The organism is Burkholderia sp. NRF60-BP8 (assembly GCF_001522585.2).
Taxonomy (GTDB): domain Bacteria; phylum Pseudomonadota; class Gammaproteobacteria; order Burkholderiales; family Burkholderiaceae; genus Burkholderia.
Genome location: NZ_CP013372.1, coordinates 303,741 through 321,281, shown reverse-complemented (window position 1 = coordinate 321,281; position 17,541 = coordinate 303,741). Strand labels below are relative to the sequence as shown.

Genomic DNA, 17,541 nt, shown 5'->3' with positions numbered 1-17,541 from the left:
CCACAGAGCCCATTCCAATAACCTCAATCAAAGACCAAATCATGAAATCTCTTATCCGCCATGCCGCTCCGGCATTCGTGACGATCGGCTTCCTGTCGGGCTGCGCCAGCAGCGTGACGCGCGACGCCAGCGATACGGCCGGGGCCGCCGTGACCGCATCAACGACCCCATTCGGCAAGAAGCCCGTGATCGTGACGGTCACGCTCGACAATGCCGCGCAGGAAGCGTTGAAAGACAACCTGAAGTTCGACGCAAAGAAACTGCAGGAGAAAATCGAACACGCATTGGACGCACGCAAGCTGCTGGCCAAGGCGGATGCAACGGATGCGATGCACCTGAATGTCAAAGTCACTGGCATTCGCGTGCGCTCAAGTTTCTCGGCCGTCATGTTCGGCTTCATGGCCGGCAGCGATTACGTCGACGGCACCGTCACGTTCACCGATGCCGACAATCATCCGGTCGACCACTTCAAGGTGTCGGCGTCGTATGCGCTCGGCGGTATCGCCGGAATCGACAGCATGCGCATGGACTGGCTGTATGAGAAATTCACCGAGAAGACGCTCGCGACGCTCGATCCGACGGCCGCGGCCACGCAAGGCGACGCGGCACCGGCAGCGTCGAAGAGGCTGTAAGGCCCGCCGCCCGACGGATCGCGGATGTGCGGCCCGTCGGGCCATGGCGGCAGACCCGGTGCTGCCATCAACGCACTGCCTCGCCGGTCACGAACCGACCATCATGCGTCCTGCAATGCGCGAGTGAATGCCCGGTGCTCGCATCTGGCAGCGGTCCTATTCCGTTAAATCAGCCGATATGCATCGGAGTGCGGCCGCGCCCACCGACCGCCACAAGGCATTCACGCGCGCACGCATGACAGCAAAAAAGCGGCCGCTCGCGAGCGGAGCGGCCGGCAAGGAGAGATCCCTAGGCGGGATACCGGTGGACACCACACCAAACCGGTCTGCGTATTGTTGATGAACGGTATACCGTTGACCATCAGACTGGTCTGATTCGCTGCAAGCTGGCGTGAACGTCACGCCCTCGTGAGCTGCCCCGGGGCACTCATCGCGACCCGCAATACGCCGTTACGTTCTCTGAGGGAACCCCCATACGCGCCAACCGGTCGAAACGCCGCACGACCGTCGAAGGCTTGAGCACTGCGACGGCCCACCTGCGCTCCTGTCCCGCTCGATCACGTCCATTTTTCCCATCGCATGCTGAGCATTGGTCCCTTCTCGATCCGCGTCGTCGCGGTAGCTGTCGCCGCGCTGCTGGCGTGGCTCGTCGCGCACCTCATCCAGCGCCGTCCGCCTGATGGGCATCACAAGAGCGCGTCGAGCCTGATCCTCGACGTGCTGTTGCTCGGATTGATTGCGGCGCGGGTCGCTTATGTCGCGCAATGGTGGCCGGACTATGCGGCGTCGCCGCGCGCGATCGTCGCGCTCGGCGATGGGGGCTTCGACGCGCGCATCGGTATCGCGGCCGCGCTGGTGTTCGCAGCCTGGCGCCTGCGCCGCCTGCCGGCGCTGCGTCGGCCGGTGCTAGCCGGCATCGTCGCGGGCCTAGGCGCGTGGGGCATAGCGCAAGGTACGCTGGCGACGTTGCAGCGGGGCGCGCCGCCGCTTGCCGCGATGCCGCTCCAGGCGCTCGATTCGACGCCCGTGATGCCGGCGGGCTTCGTCGGCAAGCCGGTCGTCGTGAACCTGTGGGCGACGTGGTGCGCACCGTGCCGGCGCGAGATGCCGATCCTCGAACAGGCGCAGCGCGACCATCCGAGCATCACGGTGCTGATGCTCAACCAGGGAGAAAACGCGCACGCCGTGCGTGCGTTCCTCGAGCAGCAGAGCCTGCGTTTCGATCACGTGCTGCTCGATCCGTCGCTGCACGCGATGCATGCGTATGGCTCGCGTGGACTGCCGACCACACTGTTCTTCAACGCGAAAGGCGAGCTCGTCGAATCGCACATGGGCGAGCTGACTGCAGCGCGCCTAAAGGACACCGTCACGCAGCGCTTCGGACAGTAATGCCCGGCGGCGGATCGGGAAGCGACGCCGCTTCATCACTTCCGAGCTTCGAGCGCGACAAATCGGTACACGAAGACCTATCCGATAAGCCTCGTCGAAGGTGTCAGCGCGATCGTGGCCAACTCGCGCGACGGCCTGCACATCGGCCAGGAGACGGATGCCTTCACTCCGTATCTGTATGCCGCGCTCCGCCTGATGGGCATTGCCGATATGGAATCTGCCTACGCCTAAGGGCTCGACATGAAGCCGCGTGACTTCGACGCCAGGCCAGAGCATGCGCGAAAGCAGATGCAAGCTCTGCATACGTGAACACTGACGGCGCCGGTATACGTCGCGAACCGGTCAGGCCGACGGACGCCATCACGTTACCCAGTGCCCATCAGCCGCGGTACCACAATCGCACGACGCCCGTGAACCAACAGTGTGTGCACACGAATCGCCGTTCGCGGCAGCATACGTCATGCGTGCAGAATCGCGCACCCGACACCCAAACACGGCCGACGGAAAGGCGATCAGTCTCGGTCAAATAGCGGATCCGGTTCGGGTGGCCTGTCATCAACACTGCGCTGCTTACCCTTGAAGCGAGCGATATACCTGTGCTCATGAGGGGGGGCACGATGTGAGCACGTGGTGGCCGAGTCGAGTCGGGTAGCGCCGGGCTGCAATTGCCTCGCCGGCATGTGCTGCACAAAATCCACAATAGCCATTGCCATGGTTCGGTCTTCAGGGACACCGGAATGGGCCAATGCTTGCGCGACCCCACGCCAGACTGCCAATGTTTCGATATGCGCATCCCATAACGCCATTTGCGCCCGCTCATCGAGCACCGATCGGTAAAAACGCGGGGCAACTCCACGAGACTGCATTCGTACCACCGCCTGCGTCGGAAAGCGTTGTGTCTCACCGCGAGCCAGCCTCGGCGTTGCGTTCGCATCGACCCCGTGTTCGCGCAACTGTCGCGCAAATACCTCGCGCCATGTGCGCAGATCCCGCTTGCGCGGATTCAGACACCGCCCGTCAGGACCACGCACCCGAACACACAGATGTACGTGCGGATGCGGCTGGTCATCGTGCTGTGCGAACACGTACAATCGTCCGTCGCCGAATATCTCGCGCGCGAACGCCCTTGACGCCTCTCGGACGGCCGCGCGGTCCGTGCCCGCCGGCATTGACAGCATCAAATTAAAGGTTTCCCGACGCCGGCTCTCCTCCGGCATCCCCCAACCACCCCATCGCCATTCGTCAAAGAGGTCCTGCAGGGCAGCGTCTCCGATTAACACGCGCGCGTCCTGGTCTTCCAACTCGACATGGCCATCGCGTGAAATATATTGCAGGTGTCGACGCACCGCACCCATGCCCTGTGCGCCTGATGCTTTGTTGGTAATCTTGACCATGACCTCGGGCGCGCGCCGAAGCGTCAAAGCCAGCCGTTCGCGCAGACGCCGCGCATCGCGCGGCAATGCCACGCCGGGCAGATGCGGGGCGCGCACATGCCGTAGCGGATCGTGAAACAGTCGATCGCCCCAGTTGACGAGCAGCGCATCGACGTACTGTCTGGGAAACGGCATATCAACGGCTCCATCGGTCCAGGTTGGTTTGCAGCAACTGTGCGACAAAACGCAGATGTGTAAGGATCATGGCGCGCGCGTGCTCCCAATCAGGTACGTGGTGGCCCTCGCCCGTGTCGCGCGCGAGCTCACCCAGTCGCGTACGAATCGCGGCGAGCTGCCGATTCGATTCCGCAAGCAGCATCATCTCCCGGTTTCCCAGTTGCGGCTCTCCGGTCAGATGGGCGCGAATTAACGCAGCAATCCATCGATTGGCGGTGACCCCCTGGACATGGGCCAGCCCTTTGATACATTGCAACTCGGCCGGCATCAGACCCACACCGATCCGTACAAACGGCTCGCTCGGCGCCGAAAGTATTGCGGCCGTGTCCGGCGGGTCATGGGCAATGTCCAGTGCTTCGGCCACGAGCCGCCTGATGCCCTCACCGGCGCTCACCCCGTTCTGCGCACATCGTGCCTGCCACAAAGGCTTTAGCGCACCCAGTTCGACCGCAATGCGCGCTCGGTTTCGCGATCCCATGTTCGTCTACCGTTGGCCAGGCAACTGCATGGCGGGTGCGTGATTGATTTCTCGCGACGGGGCAGACGATTGCTGGGTTTCGTCCTTTTCCGCTCGCGCGGAAGGAGCCGTCGGATCGAACACGCGAGGTCGGGGAAGCTCGACGCCCTCAGCGTGAAGCGCGTCGAGCATGCGCACAGCGCGACGCTTAACACGATCGACCGAACGATCACTGAAACCCTGCTCGCGCATAGCCGCCACAATCACGGCGAGCTGAATCTCATCGTCCAGCGATCTCGAGTGGCGCATCGGTGCGCCCATGCGACGGTCTGGACTTTCGTCGCGGGCACCCGCAGGCGTTGCAGTCGTCCCTACTTGCGGCTGCAACACAGGACGCTCGGAGTCGCGATCGCGTGTGTGTTCCGTGGGCGCGTTCAACTCAGAAAGGCGCGCTAGGTCGGCGGGCTTCGGTGTGTACCCGCTTACCTCAATACCGATCGAAACGGCCTGCAGCCATACTTCGCGGCAAAAGGCGTCGTGCCCCGACACGCGAATGCGCGTCCACGCCTTCGCCTGCACCATATCCATCATGGAAGCAACAATGTCTGTACGAGTTTGCATCGTGACGAGATATCGCCCCCGATCCTCGAATGCCAGAGGGTACGGGGCCTCCTTCAGGAAATATTGACCGCCGGCGCGCAGGTAGCCTCGCCTAACTCGCTCTGGCGCGTCTGCGATTTCCGTGAACTTCGGCACCGAATTTATCGCGCCGGTATCGGACACACCATCCGTGCCTGCATCGTCACGCCCCGCCTCGAAGCGGCTGCCACCAGCCTGCTCTCGTAGCAGGGCGCGCGCCGCATCAGACTCGCTGCGCCGACGCGCAAGCATTGCGAGGTAGCCGAATTGTTGTGCCGGAAAGCGGTCCGACGGACGACGTCGCGCTATGTCGACGTCCGCAGTCCATTCAGGCTCGATGGCGTTCACGGCGAAGTCCGCACTAGGTGCGAAAAGCGCCGGCGACTGGGTATCATCCATCATGTACCTCACCGGTTATGCGTCGCGCAATGCTCAGCTGCGCGGCGTCACCATCCATATTGCGCGTGACCGAATCGCTACCGCTGCGGGTCGTCGATATCGCCACGCCCGTCCACGCGCGACCTGGCTTGCGCGAGCGCGGCCGCACGTGCAGCTTTCACGCGCGCCCATGACGCTGCATGCAGCGCAGCGAGCTTCACGTCCATGTCGTCGAGCCCCATTTCCCGCGCAGATTTTTTCAGTGATGCAACCGCCCGCTCAAGCTGATCGCGAGCCCGGTCCCACGGGTACAGCTTCGCGCGCTCACCTTCGTAGACAATCTGTACGTCCGCGCCGTTTAGGCGATGGTGCTCGTCCATCCACCGTAACCGGTCCGACACGAATGTCATCCTTCCCTTCGCATGGAACACCACGCTGCGTGGTGCCACCTCTTGAACAAGGAAATGCTCGGTATTGAGCACCTCCCCGCGATAGGGACCTCCGTTCTCTCGTGGCGTGGACATCCTCAGTGCAGCCCCAAACCGCCGCTCGGCCGCCACCTTGACCTCCGTGGGCACGGCGTCGAGCCCGTATATGAATTCTCCCGCCGCATGACGTGGCCCCCGGCTCGAATGCTGCCCGTCGTCCGTGGTTTCGGTGACCGAGCTCGCCGCCGGTTCGTGGGTGAAAGCCTGTTTCCCTTCCTCCGGAGTACCAGATGGCTGCGTCGACGCGCAATCACCGTCCGAGCGGTCGGCCTCGGCGTGCCGGCGCACGTCGTCCGCCGCCGTGCCCTTGTCCGTCTTCCTCGATCCCATGTCTGCGTCTCCCGTCAAGTAAAACGACATACCCTCGGTTTGCGTCCGGCTCGCCTTGGCGTCAGTCGATGTAGGCGCCGGTGTCTCCAGTACCGCACGCCGCAACAGCTCGCCGACCGCCTCCTTTCCGTCGAGCACCGCCATATCGTTAAAGTCGGTCGGCAACTGATTCGCAATATGCGCCCCCGATGCGAACCGAGGAACGACCAGTCGTGCATGGGCATTGCGCGCCGCATGCTCCGCATGCGTAAATCCAGCACCGAGATCGGCCAGAATCACAAGCGCATCCTTTGGGTGCTGCGCGCGCCATACCGTAGCCACTTTGGATAAATTTCCGCTCGACAAAGCCGCAAGCGTGTACCACCCTGTCGCCTGCCATGCGGATACGGCAGTGGCCACACCCTCGGCAATCAGCACCGGCAAGCACGCGTCGCGTCGATGCTGTTCGGGCGTAACAAACCACCAGCCTCCCGCCTTCGCACCGCCTGCCAGCGATGATTTACGCCCTTCGCAATCGATCAGCTCGAGTGTCGAAATCTGGTGGCCGATACGAACAGGCACGATCAACACACGTCCCAATAGAGCAGTGTCATTGGATTTCGGGACGTAGCCGAGCAGCACATGCAACTCTTCTGCTTCCAGCTCGCGCAAGGTAGGCAACGGCGCAATCTGCTTGCGCGCCAGATAAGGATGGTCAGGTGCCACCGGTCGTGCCCAATTCCAGATACTTAGCGCCTGTCGAGCGACGGCGGCGCGGCGCGCCCGGCGCTTGCGCTCGAGTGAGGCGTCGGCGCCCACAATGGGGGCATGCGCCGACGCGGACCGCGCCGCGCGATCGCCAAACGCGCGCGAGCCGGCCAGATCGAACCCATGCTCGCGGGCAAGCCAAAACAACGACGCAAGCGTGATCGCCCCACTTTCGCTCGCCGAGCGCCATGTCGCACGCGCCGATCGTGCATCGTAATTCGGCGCCGTCTGGCTCCATGCATCCCACAGATCAAAACCTGCCTCGCCAAGCCCATGCTTCACGGCGAACGCCATGTCGACCCATGTCGTATAGTCGCCGGCCGGAATCGCCGCCAAAGCAGCGCGCACGCGATCGGCCTCACTGATATATGCAACGCTCATTGAACACCACCACTTGCCCGCGCGACGGGGCTCGGGTCGCGCTTGCGCGCGCCCGTCTCAGTCATGCCATCTTCGTCTCTCGCCAAACGACGTGCGGCGCGCGCTACGTCGTCAGCCGGCACCCCCAGCAGCGTGAAGTGCCGATCCACATATGCGGCTGCCTCCTCGCAACTGACATTGTCCAGCGCCTGCGGCAGCTCGCGCGGATCCCAGGCGTGTACAAGTTCCAGATAGTCCGCTCGCACATGCGCCAACTCGCCCGTCTGATCATCGACGTCGTCATCGCTCAGTTCGCGCAGCCGCTGCTCGATTTGTGCACCAAATCGCATGAGATCGAGCGCAGGCACAGTCGGCGCGTCCATTACCCGTGAAGTAAATGCACGATCGCGCCAGTAGCAGATCCGGTCCGCCAAAATCGGCTTGGTATTTTCGAGAAGAATGATTTCCTTGTCGCGAGCGAGCTCCTTGATCTCCTGCGGCAACATCAGCGCACGACGTTGATCGGAAAAGCTCTCGCTCGCACCGCCGCGCGCACCGAACATGCCATTCGATCGGCTGGTGCTGCGCGATCGCTCCGTGCGCGTGCCGAGCATCTCGGAGTAGGCATTGGCGTCCTTCTGTTCGCGCGGGGCGAAGAGAATCTGCATCGCATGATTCGTGACAATGGTCCTCGCGTCAGCTCTGCCATAAACAGACTCGAGCTGCGAGTCGGACTGCACGATCGAGAGCAGGCGCAAGTTGTAGCCCGCCATATAAGCCACCGCACGCGCGATAATCTGGATTTTTCCAATCGCCGTCATCTCGTCGAGCAGCAGCAGGCATTGATATTTCAGTGCCGGATTGTCCTCTGCCAACTCCTTCGTGTTCAGATTCACGAGCTGCGAGAACATCAGATTCATCAGTATCGCCGCTTCACTTAAGTGATCGGGCGTCACGCCAAGATATACGGACATCTTGCGGCGTCTGACGTCTCGCAGATCAAAGTCGTTTGCGCTCGTCGCCGCGTCAACAATCGGGTTGGCCCAGATCGTCAGTGGCGCATTAAAAGTGGCCAGAATGCTCGCCAGAACCTTGTCGTCATTCGTAAGGAATCGATTCAGTGCATCAATACAGGCGCGGCTCAAGTACTGTCGATGCTGTATAAGCATCCGGTTTAAGTAGGTTTTGACGGGCAGACCATTTCCCGATGATTGCCGCAGTACCTCGCCTATTGTGATCGGATAGTCGGGCACTCCGCTCGCGCCAGCACGACGGGCCTCGCGCAAATCCCACAGCAGCAGGACCAGTCCCAACAAAAGGTTGCGTGCCTGGTCTTTCCAGAATTCGTCATGCCCGCCGGCCGGATACAACACGTAACCGATCGCCAGAATATCGCCGACGCGAAACATGCCGTCTGCGATGACCGACAACGGGTTGTAGCGATGCGTGCGGCCATCCTCTGCGAACGGATTGAACAGGTACACAGCTTGTCCGTGCGCGCGCCGGAAGCCCGCCGTGAGGCGAAAATTTTCCTGTTTGATATCGAGCACGACCACGGAGTCGGAATAGCTCAGCAGATTCGGGATCACAATCCCCACGCCTTTTCCTGAACGAGCAGGCGCGGCAAGTAGCACGAATTGCTGACCGGCAAAGCGCAGGTAGCGGCCACGCCAACGGCCCACCACAAGCGTCGGTTGAGGCTTCGCGGGTGCAATCTGTCTCATAACAGCCCCGCCCGACGAATCTCCGCATCGTTCGCGAAGCGCGCGTCGCCATACAAGGGCCTGCGGCCTGCTTGTTCCAGCCACGTATACACGGCAAGCGCAGGGCCGCCGAAGGCGACGAGCATCCCTATGAGGCCCGCACCGGCCACACGTCGCCCCATATTCGGAAGACGGCCGTCGTGCCATGCCCCTAGCGCATCAAGCCAGGTTGACCACCCTGCCCGAAGTGGGTTGAGATGCACGCTTGCATATAACAAACATGAAGCCAACCATTCGGCAGCAGCCAATTCGGCGTATATCCCGATCGTGATGGCAAGCGTGAGAATCGTCACACGCCACACTGGAGCAAGCGTCCCGGACATGTCATCCATCGCAGTACCTCTCGGTTGGGTCAAACTCGATAGCGGCCTTCTCGCGCGGGTCGAACCAGACTTCGGTCATCGCCCAGCGTTTGCCGACTTGCACACCGTGCGAGTCCAATACGGGCTGCGCCTCCATGTGAGCGATCACGTCGATGGTCAAGCGCAGCACACGCTTGAGCGAAGCAATGTCCCAGGCGGCTGCCTCGGGATGCTCCTTCGCCATGAGCGCAAAACGCTCGATGGCAATGCCCGCACTGGACGCATGAAAACTCGTCATCGAGCCGGCGTGCCCGGTGGTCAAAAGCTTCAGGAAGTCGTACGCTTCCGCCCCGCGGAGCTCGGCAAGCAACACCCGGTCGGGACGCATGCGCATGGCGCAGGCAATCAAATCTGCAGGCGTTATGTGTGCGCGCCCCTGAGCGCCTTTGCTATAGAGGAGATGGACGCAGTTTTCGAGATGCCGAATGAACAGCTCGCGTACGTCTTCGATCGTCACGATGCGCTCGGTTGCGCTCAGGTATCGGCACAAGCTGCGCATAAAGCTCGTCTTGCCGGAGCCCGTGCTTCCGACAATGACAATATTGCGGCGTGCTCGCACGGCGCTTTCAAAGAAGGCGGAAAAATCACGCGCTTCGAGCCGCTCGACGAGCATCCGATCGGCTCCGCGCAACGCTAAGCCTGTCTTGCCGAGACCATCAACGTGTCGCCAAACCGTGTCCTCAAACATGCCGTCGGCACGATGGCACTCAAGCGTCTTTTCATCGGCGCTCGGGCGCCTGATCGTGATCGATACCGTCCGCGGCGGAACCACGGGCGGCACCACGAGTTGGAGGCGCGCGTTATCCGGTAATAGCGCGGAAAGCAGCGGATGCTCGGTCGAGACGCCCTGATTCGTCAATGTGGCAATCGCCACGGCGAACGCCATGAGTCGTTCGAAATCAAGTTCCGGTAAATCGTGTGCCTGCCACCCGCGATGGGTTTCGGTCAGAATACGCCGTGGTCGGTTGATCACGAGCTCCGTTACGGCTTCGTCGTCGAGCAACGGTGCGAATGAACGCATCAGCTCCGTCACCGATGCATCGTCGGGCAATACCGACATCGCATCGGCTACGCGATCGGTTTGCGGCTGACGTGTTGCGTCGAACGCCTTCATCGCCCCCCCTCCGGCTCCAGTGCATAAACCGAGCTGAAGTCCAGATCGCGAGCAAGGACAATCGTAAACTCGGTACCCTGATGTTGCCTGAGCGTCGGGGCAATATTGATGGTCTGATCGAGTACGCGTGTGGCCATGTCGCTGCCTTGCGCCTGTGTGTTCTGGTAGACAATCGTGCCGTTGCCATTGCCGCCGCGCGTGGCCAGATAACCGATCGCATCGTGGCTCAGTCCGAGCATCATCGCCGCGCCCACGCGCGCGCCCCAGTGATTCTCGATCGATCCATCCATACCCATGCGGCCCAGTGCATCGGCTACCGGCGAATCGATCTGTACGGCTACCCCGTGCGGCGTAGCAATTCGTGCTGACAGAATAAATACACGTCGTTGCCCAGGCGCAAGATTCGCACGATATTCGCAATTAATTTGCGAGCCGCGCTCGATCAGCACCACGCGCCCGTCGTCGGAATAGACGTTACGTGCGACCGTGCAAGTCGATATACCTGCCTGGGTGGAATCGAACGCGGTGTCGCCCGCGCAATCGATCTTTGTGCCCTGAGCGAGTAGCAAACTGCGGTTGCCGATAAACGCTGCCATCATCTTTGGCATGCGCGTCGGCGTGAGCACCTGAGACAGCGGCTGTGAGAAGGGTTTCGCCCGCTCCTCGGCCATACCGGCAGTCGCATTCGACGGCGGCTGGTCCGCATGTACGGGCAAAATACTGGGGGAAGCTGACTCACTCTCGCTCGCGTCTGCCATTTGCCCATTGCTGGCCCCAACGGCAAGCAACGGCGCGTCGTAGTAGCTGCGTAACGGAGCAGCACGATCACTGGACGGCGCAGGCTGTACCGCGGCCGGTGCTGGCGCCGGTATAGGCATAGCAGCAGCCGATGCAGGCTCGGCAAGTGCCGGCACCTCGTCGAACACCTTTTCGTGTGCGCCTCGCGCATGGAGCGCACTGCGGCGCGCACGCGCAGCCTCGTCTCGGTGAGCGAGCACACCATGAACTGTCCAGACCGCGCCTATTAGCGCAAGTACGATGATCGCGAGCGGTACTAGCCAGTTGATGAACGATCGTCGCCCGAACCCATCCAGGCTGGGCATGCCGCGATCGAGCATGACAGACGATTCGGATCCTGTATCTGTATCCATATCTGCCGAGCTGTTGCGACGGATCCTGTCGTCCGTCGCTGCGCCGTTGGGCGAAGTGTCCTCAGTCATGTTCGCGACTCCGCAGCGTGCGGCGCACGCCGTCGACCGTCACACCGTGCCGCGGCGCGACGCCATCAATGTCGAATGCGTCGTTCCACAAACCAACCGCCTCATCGCCCAGACGCAACACGAGTCGGCGAGCAAGCTCGTGGACGACCACCACATCACGGTCCATGTGCTTGTCCACCACGCGTTCGGTGTCATCGTCCTCGATTCGGAAGATCGCGGGTATACGACGATTGTTGGGGATTCGAATGTACGTAAAGCGACCGTCGTCCCATACTGCGGACGGTGCGATATCCTCTGCATGTGGCATGACCTGCATCGAGTACGCGGCGTTACGCACGACGGACGGCTGAGACAGCCGTTTCTGCAAACACGCCAAGCGCGCGGCAATAGACGTATCCGACGCAGCGGTGTCCGGGTACACGAAACTTACCCGGTACATCTCGTGCGCGTTGCCAAAGCGCGCTTTCAGGGGCAGAACGAGAAGATCAAAACTGTAGCTGCGCCGATCGGTCCGGACAATCAGATTCGTGTCATGAGCGGCGAGTTTCGGCTTCAGATAAACGTCATGGTCTCCCCGATTGGCTACCACATACCAACCGTCGCGGTCCCCTGGCGCAACCACAAGAATGTGCTCGGTCGGATCCAGCTCGACGTGGGTGGCAAAGCCGCGCTGCGCGATAATGCGCACGACTTCGTCCGGCACATAACGCACTTTGCGCACCCTGGCATCGCGCGTCCAGTCCGGCATGATGTGTGCGTCGACTGCTTGCGCCGCAAAGCACGCCAACAGGATCGCCATGGTCGCGAGCGTATTCATCGGCCAGCTCCTGCACCGGCCTGTGGAGCAGGTGGCGTATCCTCCGCATCTCGGCTGTACGCCGTCACCTTGAAGCCGAATGGATTTTCGATGGCCGAACGTTCCCGCACCAGCACCGTGGGGCGGTAGGTAAAGGCGAGCGTAATAACAAAGCGCTTTGCTGGCTCACCGGTATCGATGCCATTCTTGCGCACCGTGCGCTCGAGATGCACGACAGCATGTCCCGGCTCGTCGGGCACGAGCGTCGTCGACACTATTCGGGTGCGGTATTGAACTGACGCGCCCAGTTGCTGATCCAACGCGTTCGGACCGCTATAGATTTGACGATATGCGCGCGCGACCGATTCGTCGCTCATATCCAGGACACGGTCATAATCCATTTGCAACAGTCCCCAGTCGTAGCGCTCGCGAGTGCGTACATAGACTTCGACCCAGTGCTTATCTTCGATCTCACGCAGCGGCACGCGTTTTGCGTCGAGCACCTCGATGAATTGCGCCTCGCCGGTGAGCTTGTTCACCTCGATAGGCAACGGCACCACGCGATAAAACGGCATCATCACGGCAAGCGCCGCTACCGAACCGACCGCAACAATAACGGCGGCAAACGCCACTTGCCATGCGCGACGCTCGGAGCATGCCTGCAACGCGGTGAGCGACGCCTCAAAATCAAGCGCACGCCGATAATCGCTTTGATCGTTCACGGACAAGCTCCTTCCAGCCGCAGGTTCGCCCCCGGCGGCACCGGCAGTTGCTGATTGACCGGTACGCGGTGAGCTCCATCGGGTAGCACGAGCCTGGACGGCACACCGCTGCATCCGGACATCGACATGCTCAGCCCGATAAGCACGCATATCATCCGGCGTCGCGTCATTGCAGTTCTCCTTATCGACCAAACGTGATCGGCACCATCTGATCCTGAAGTCGCCGCGTGTTGCCCGCTCGCTTAAGAAGCAGTTCAGTCTGCTGCTCGGTAATCAAGCGATCCTCGGTTTCCGCGAGCATCTTGAACATCTGCAACTTCGTCATTTCGTTGCCGACTGCCACACTCTCCGACTGGATTCGTGCTTGCAGTTCCGCGATACCCTTCGGATCCCGTGTCGTATCGATGTGCCGCATCAGACGTTCAATCCGGTCGAGTTCGGCAAGCTCGGTCTGATATGCCTGCAGGCCAAGTGCCTTATCCTGAAATGGCTTGTTTAATGCACGCTGACAAATTCGCTGATCGATGCCATGCTGATCTTCACAGTCGTAGAGCTTGCTTTGCGCACGCAGCGCCTGGGCCGGACCAGTCAATCCGGCATACCCTCCCTCGCGAATCGCTGCATACACGCTTTGCCAATTGCCCGGCAACGCATTGACCACCCCCGGTCTATCCAGCAACGCACCAAAGCCGCGCGCGCCGCTCATTGAGCGGTACAACGCCATCTCCTGCTGCACTTGTTGTTTGAGCTGCCCGACCATCGCGATCGCCTGGGCGACGTTCTTTTCGTCATAGACCGAATAGATTTCCGCTTTCGCCGGCTCAATAAACGACGCCGAGCCCGCGACAATGACGCTCATCAGTACATGCGTGAATAGGTATCGCTTCATGGCTTCGCTTCCTGTTCAGTCGTGCGCACGGTCAAGCTGCTCGCGTGCAGCCCGTTGATAGGCGGGAGGATGCGGCGAGACGGTGCTCACTAATGCGCCAGGCCTAGATATTTGACCGCCGGAAGACGCGTTTCGGTTTGCACTGCGCAGTGCGAAGGCCATCGCACCGGCCGCCTGTCTGGATGCGTAGCCGGCGACAAACGCTCCAAAGCCTGAGACAGTCGCACCGCCCGCAAGCCCCGAAGCCACAGCCGGCAACTGCCACCCAATCGTCGCCAATAGCATGGATGTAACAAACATGCCGAAAGCCGCCGCCCACGGGGCGCTTGCTTGAAGTGCTTGACGGGCGGCAGCGGCCAACGCATCGGCAGAAGCGTCCGGATCAGCAGTCGTTACTTGAAACGGTGCGAGGTTGGCCGAGAACGCTGCGAGCGCGAGACCAAGAAAAGCCGCAACCAACACTTGCAACAGCGCATAGTTCACGAGCTTGGCAGTCCATGCTTCGAAAAATCTAACAGTAGGACTAAATGCTCCACACGCAATGAATATGGGACCCAGCGCAAGTACGAGGTCGAGCAGCATGCGTGCCATCATCACTTCGACGCCGAGCACCATCAGAAAGATTGCGCCCCCGAAGGCGGCAACCAGACCACAAGCGAGGTCGCCGATACCTGCGACGATGCCGCTCATGCTCAGACCTTCATGGGTCGCTTTGTCGAAATAGGCGTCGACCACGAGGTTAAGCTGCCGATCGTAGCAATCGAGCGTCCGATAAATGCCCACAGCATGCTCGCTTGCCTCGCTCGCTTGTTCTACTGACCCGCATCCAACATTTCCTGCGCCGGTACGAACGGCTGCTGTCTGAATTGCCTGGGCGACGCCGGTTGTCGTCTCGCTCACGGCACTGACGACCTGGGACTGGTACAGCCCCGCACTTAGCGCAAACGCGAGCGTGATGACGACTTTCATACCTCGCCACGCAAATGCCGGCACCGGCTCGTGTGCCTCTCCGCGAATCACTGCCATGCCATACGCGAGAACCCAGATCACCACTCCCGTGGTAGCCGCGGGTACTAACGCGGACGACAACGCAGACGATGCATCGCTCACGTACGTGTGCATACCATTTTCGAGCGTACCGCCCACCGCGCTGAAGAGGCCATTCATAGAACACCACCTTGCACGTGTGTAGCGGTGCTCGACAATGCGGTTTGAAACGCACTCGTCTGGCGCCGGCGAGCAGTCAGGGCATCATGAAAGCGCGGCAACCACATATCGGGGTCGTCCCCGACCTTGGCCCGGATCGTATTGAGCAACGCAACATTGTCTGACGTGCCCGACAGGACATCGAGCACGTCGCCCATTCCCGAGAGATCGAGTCGCCCGATTGCCGAACGATGACCCTGCTTGACCAAGAACAGCCGGCTGTGCTCACCCATGCGTCTCACAATGTTGAATTCTGCTTCGGTCAGCTTGAAACCGTGGACATAATCATCGTGATCTGCGCTCGGGTTGGGGAGGAAGAAAAATGTAGCCGTCTGCTCTACAAGCGCACGAGAGATTGGACTGCTAAGCACATCCGCAGGGGACTGGGTATCGAAAATACCTAGGCCGTTTTGCTTGCGAATGGTCTTTTGCTTGTCGTTGGCAAACTCGCTGAACACCGGGTCGCGCAGGCGCTTCCAGAACTCCGTCATCACATAGATGAAACGCCGCCCATCGATCAGGCGTTCGGTCAGATGCAGCAGCACCATCGTCAGTGGCGCACATACCTCCGGATCGTCGAGCAGTTCTGTGTCGTCAAAACCGAACAATCGGTGCGCATCTAGATCAATCCGGTCAACCGGGTTATCGAGCACCCACCCGAGGCGCCCGCCGGCGCACCATTTGGCAAGCCGCGCATGAAGACTGTTATCTCCAACGTTTGGCAACAGTTGCCTGACCATGGACAACCGACGCAGCGATCGATCCATGCGTGCAACCTCCCGGATCGCGCGAGAGATATCGAGCTCATCCTTCGCGGACAGCGGTACTCCGTTGTCGACCAGCTTGCACACGAGACGTATCCAAAAACTGTGTGTCGCCTCGTCCGCTTCCAACTGGAACGGGTTCATGCCGGTGGGCTCACCACGGTGAAATACCGTGTATTGACCACCCATGGCGCGAATCCCGATTTCCGCTCCTCGGTCCTTGTCGAAGAGCACGCCCATCACACCGTACTTCATTGCCATCGCGAGCAGAAACAGTTCAAGCACAGTCTTGCCTGCACCGGCTCGGCCGATGATCTGCGTGTTGGCAAGCGCCTTCTCGTCGTTTGAGTCGACTTTCTCGGGCGTCGCGTGAAAATTCAGATAGAGCGGTTGCCCGCTGGGCGTTTTGACAATCGTGATAGCTTCGCCCCACGGATTACCCTCTCGCTTTCCAGTCGCGAAATTATGCAAACTGGCCATCGCGCAAAAGTTGCGTGATGTGAGCTTCGCCTCTCGCGGTCGGTATCGCCAGTTGCCGGGGCACTGCGCGAACCACGCAGCATCGGCGACCAGATCAATGAGCGCACTCTGGAAGCCGGCGTCTGCAAGCTTCGTTCGTGCTTGGGCGACATGCCGCACTACCTCATCCAAGGTATCTCCCAGCACAGCCAACGTGTAGTGGTACTCGCCCAAAACGAAATCGCCATTGACGAGATCGTTCGCGGCTTGATCCATTGCCTCGATTTGCGAGACAGCAACGTCATCTCCCGCAATCAGTTGGTTGCGCTGGCGCTCGAGCGCCTCCTTGGCACTGGGACGGTCAAGCACGGTAAAGCTTTGCGTTTCGATGTACTCGAAGTCGCCGTAGAGCAATCCATTGAGCATGCCTGGCTCGGTTTGCTCCGGATAGTCCTTCAGGTCGAGCAACGCCGCATAGCGGGTGCGCGTAGGTGTGCGGATCTCGAGCTTCTCACGGTGGAAGAACAGGCGCGAGGTTGGTAAAGTGTCGCAAATTCGACCGTATCCAACCGGTACCGCCTCCCACGTTCCGTTGACTAGGTAACCAAGCATCTCGAGCGCGGCGGAATAGCGACAGAGCCGCTTGGTCAATGGATCGCGGCGTTCATACACACCGAGCGCGCATGGCGACCACGGTTTGAGACCAGTCTCGATCTGCGCGGCGATATCGGCCAACGCACGCAATGCGTCTTGCTGATCGCGCTGAATGTCGTCAACTGTACGGCGTGCTGCACGGCTGAACAGCCGCCCCAATCGCGTCCGGTGAGGACGATATACGACGCTCACGTAGAGCTCGTTGGTCATCATCGTGTAACCGGCAAAGCTCGCGTAGTAGCGCTCAGCCAAGTCCTGACAGAATCGGTTGAGATAGGTCGTCTCGAACCTGTCCGCGGTACGCCGCCGCAGCCGATGCGTCCATAGCGCGACGTGGCCACCCGGCAGATTGCGCACCAGCTGATTGAAGGTGACATGGCGCGCGAGAATATCGGCAGGATCGGCCGTCTCGAATGCAATCCCGGGAATTTTCCAGATTTGTATATAGTCACCCTCGCGTGTGCGAATCACGCGGTCCGTGACATGCGACGAAAATGGGATGAAATCTGCGAGCACCACTTCGCGCGGTACGAGGGTTGCGTGTGCCGACGGTGTGCTCATG

15 protein-coding genes are annotated in these 17,541 nt (G+C 60.8%); 2 read left to right on the top strand and 13 right to left on the bottom strand.

What is annotated here, in order from left to right; all coding sequences use genetic code 11:
- Positions 1-41 precede the first annotated feature (41 nt).
- Both WS54_RS01425 and WS54_RS01420 read left to right on the top strand, forming a co-directional pair.
- Complete coding sequence (locus tag WS54_RS01425) at positions 42-632, top strand: DUF4410 domain-containing protein (protein ID WP_059781549.1); 591 nt, start codon at positions 42-44, stop codon at positions 630-632.
- Between the two features lie 579 nt (positions 633-1,211).
- On the top strand, positions 1,212-2,021 hold the full coding sequence (locus WS54_RS01420) for a TlpA family protein disulfide reductase (RefSeq protein ID WP_058902647.1): 810 nt from the start codon (positions 1,212-1,214) through the stop codon (positions 2,019-2,021).
- A 512-nt stretch (positions 2,022-2,533) separates the two neighbouring features.
- Here the strand turns inward: WS54_RS01420 and WS54_RS01410 are convergent.
- From WS54_RS01410 to WS54_RS01350, 13 genes are all read right to left on the bottom strand, one after another.
- Positions 2,534-3,589 (bottom strand): relaxase/mobilization nuclease domain-containing protein, encoded by a 1,056-nt coding sequence (locus WS54_RS01410; RefSeq protein ID WP_082725082.1) that lies wholly within the window; start codon positions 3,587-3,589, stop codon positions 2,534-2,536.
- Between the two features lies 1 nt (position 3,590).
- Entirely contained in the window at positions 3,591-4,109 is a 519-nt protein-coding gene (locus tag WS54_RS01405; RefSeq protein ID WP_059781551.1) for a hypothetical protein, read from the bottom strand.
- A gap of 6 nt (positions 4,110-4,115) precedes the next feature.
- Positions 4,116-5,129 carry an LPD7 domain-containing protein gene (locus WS54_RS01400; protein WP_179955200.1) on the bottom strand — a complete coding sequence of 338 codons (1,014 nt, stop codon included), beginning with the start codon at positions 5,127-5,129 and terminating at the stop codon, positions 4,116-4,118.
- Between the two features lie 74 nt (positions 5,130-5,203).
- Positions 5,204-7,051: a PriCT-2 domain-containing protein gene (locus tag WS54_RS01395; protein ID WP_059781555.1), complete on the bottom strand. Its 1,848-nt coding sequence runs from the start codon at positions 7,049-7,051 to the stop codon at positions 5,204-5,206.
- Positions 7,048-8,754 (bottom strand): type IV secretory system conjugative DNA transfer family protein, encoded by a 1,707-nt coding sequence (locus WS54_RS01390; protein ID WP_059781558.1) that lies wholly within the window; start codon positions 8,752-8,754, stop codon positions 7,048-7,050. Before WS54_RS01390 ends, WS54_RS01395 begins: the two co-directional genes overlap by 4 nt.
- The gene (locus WS54_RS01385; RefSeq protein WP_372585115.1) at positions 8,751-9,125 is read right to left on the bottom strand and encodes a hypothetical protein; all 375 of its coding nucleotides are present in this window, start codon (positions 9,123-9,125) and stop codon (positions 8,751-8,753) included. The genes WS54_RS01390 and WS54_RS01385 overlap by 4 nt, the downstream gene beginning before the upstream one ends.
- Positions 9,118-10,269, bottom strand: coding sequence for a P-type DNA transfer ATPase VirB11 (gene virB11 / locus WS54_RS01380; protein ID WP_059781560.1), 1,152 nt, complete (start codon positions 10,267-10,269; stop codon positions 9,118-9,120). The genes WS54_RS01385 and virB11 overlap by 8 nt, the downstream gene beginning before the upstream one ends.
- Positions 10,266-11,489, bottom strand: a complete 1,224-nt coding sequence (gene virB10, locus WS54_RS01375; RefSeq protein ID WP_059781562.1) for a type IV secretion system protein VirB10 — start codon at positions 11,487-11,489, stop codon at positions 10,266-10,268. Before virB10 ends, virB11 begins: the two co-directional genes overlap by 4 nt.
- Positions 11,482-12,306 (bottom strand): TrbG/VirB9 family P-type conjugative transfer protein, encoded by an 825-nt coding sequence (locus WS54_RS01370; protein ID WP_059781564.1) that lies wholly within the window; start codon positions 12,304-12,306, stop codon positions 11,482-11,484. The genes virB10 and WS54_RS01370 overlap by 8 nt, the downstream gene beginning before the upstream one ends.
- Positions 12,303-13,007 (bottom strand): virB8 family protein, encoded by a 705-nt coding sequence (locus tag WS54_RS01365; RefSeq protein ID WP_059781658.1) that lies wholly within the window; start codon positions 13,005-13,007, stop codon positions 12,303-12,305. The genes WS54_RS01370 and WS54_RS01365 overlap by 4 nt, the downstream gene beginning before the upstream one ends.
- A 181-nt stretch (positions 13,008-13,188) precedes the next feature.
- Entirely contained in the window at positions 13,189-13,896 is a 708-nt protein-coding gene (gene virB5 / locus WS54_RS01360) for a P-type DNA transfer protein VirB5 (protein WP_059781567.1), read from the bottom strand.
- Positions 13,897-13,911: 15 nt separating this feature from the next.
- Positions 13,912-15,063 carry a type IV secretion system protein gene (locus WS54_RS01355; protein WP_059781570.1) on the bottom strand — a complete coding sequence of 384 codons (1,152 nt, stop codon included), beginning with the start codon at positions 15,061-15,063 and terminating at the stop codon, positions 13,912-13,914.
- The gene (locus WS54_RS01350) at positions 15,060-17,540 is read right to left on the bottom strand and encodes a VirB4 family type IV secretion/conjugal transfer ATPase (protein ID WP_059781572.1); all 2,481 of its coding nucleotides are present in this window, start codon (positions 17,538-17,540) and stop codon (positions 15,060-15,062) included. Before WS54_RS01350 ends, WS54_RS01355 begins: the two co-directional genes overlap by 4 nt.
- Position 17,541: the final 1 nt, after the last annotated feature.